Origin of the sequence: Pseudomonas sp. MF6394, from assembly GCF_002018845.1 — a bacterium.
GTDB classification, from domain to species: Bacteria; Pseudomonadota; Gammaproteobacteria; order Pseudomonadales; family Pseudomonadaceae; genus Aquipseudomonas; species Aquipseudomonas lactis.
Genome location: NZ_MVOJ01000081.1, coordinates 1 through 1,293, shown reverse-complemented (window position 1 = coordinate 1,293; position 1,293 = coordinate 1). Strand labels below are relative to the sequence as shown.

Below are 1,293 nucleotides of genomic sequence, written 5' to 3'. Positions count from 1 at the left end.
GTGTTGGCGCTGATGGAAAATTGACCCACCCTGCCGATTGAAATTTGACCCAGGGCGGATTGCTGATTTTGTTACCAGCAACTGTGGATAAGTCTACCAGCGCAGCTGCTGTTGCCCCCACTCCTTCGCTAGCCCAGTTCAGTTGTTTAAGACCTGCCACACGCAGCCATGTAGCAGGCCGTCGTCGCCATGAAATCAGAACGGCTCATCGTCCTCCGGTTCCTGGCCGCCCTTACGCTTTCGCTCCCGTGATTTGATCTTGGCCTGGGCCGCCAAGCTACTGTGTTGCAGGCGATAGGACTCGTTACCGGTTTCGACGATGTGGCAGTGGTGGGTCAGCCGATCCAGCAGGGCGGTGGTCATCTTGGCGTCGCCGAACACGCTCGACCATTCGGCGAAGCTCAGGTTGGTGGTGATCACCACGCTGGTGTGTTCGTACAGCTTGGATAGCAGGTGAAACAGCAACGCACCGCCGGCCTGGCTGAAGGGCAGATAACCCAGTTCGTCGAGGATGACCAGATCCATGCGCAGCAGAGCTTGGGCGATCCGCCCGGCTTTGCCGTCGTGCTTTTCGCGCTCCAGCAGATTGACCAGATCGACCGTGGAGTAGAAGCGCACGCGCTTACCGTGCCGGGTGATGCCGGACACGGCCAGCGCGGTGGCTAGGTGGGTTTTACCGGTGCCTGGCCCACCGATCAGCACCACGTTCTGCGCGGTGTCGGTAAAGGCCAGGCTGGCCAGCTCGCTGATCAGGCGTGCGTCGGCGCTAGAGGCGTTGAAATCGAAGCTGGCCAGATCGCGGTGCATCGGCAGCTTGGCCATGTTCATCTGGTGGCTCACCGAGCGCATGGCGCGATCTGTGTGCTCTTGTTCCAGCAGGTGTTCGAGCAGCCACTTGGACGAGGCTGTGTTCGACTCACCCTGTGCAGTTAACTCCGCCCAGGCCGTGGCCATGCCGTGCAGGCGCAGCTCCTTGAGTTCCGCCATCAAATCACGCATGACCGACCTCCTCGGCCTGGCCACGCAGGCGGTCGTAGCGCGCCGTGTTAGCGACGGGGGCTTCCTTGAGCGACAAGTGGGTTTCGACGCTGGGTGGTGGTTCGGTCGCGGCCAGGCGCGCCACGACATTGAGGATGTGTTCGGCGCTCAGGCTGCCGCTCTCCAGTACCAGCTCAACGGCTACCAGCACGGCATCGAGCCCGGCGACCGGTACGGCAGCCAGAACTTGCGCCATGATCCGGTCACCGCCGGCATGACGCCCCAGACCGTGCTTAAGCTGACGCAGCGGCGCCG

The 1,293-nt window shown here is 62.2% G+C and carries 1 protein-coding gene and 1 pseudogene; both read right to left on the bottom strand.

All coding sequences use genetic code 11. The features are described from left to right. Positions 1 to 195: 195 nt before the first annotated feature. Positions 196 to 999 (bottom strand): IS21-like element ISPst3 family helper ATPase IstB, encoded by an 804-nt coding sequence (gene istB, locus MF6394_RS32790; RefSeq protein ID WP_011911830.1) that lies wholly within the window; start codon positions 997 to 999, stop codon positions 196 to 198. Continuing rightward, positions 992 to 1,293: pseudogene (locus MF6394_RS32785) on the bottom strand (IS21 family transposase); the annotation flags it as partial. The gene istB and the pseudogene MF6394_RS32785, both read right to left, overlap by 8 nt.

Bases quoted from the DNA above. Each gene is read 5' to 3' on its own strand.
- istB (WP_011911830.1), bottom strand. From the start codon at position 999: ATGCGTGATTTGATGGCGGAACTCAAGGAGCTGCGCCTGCACGGCATG.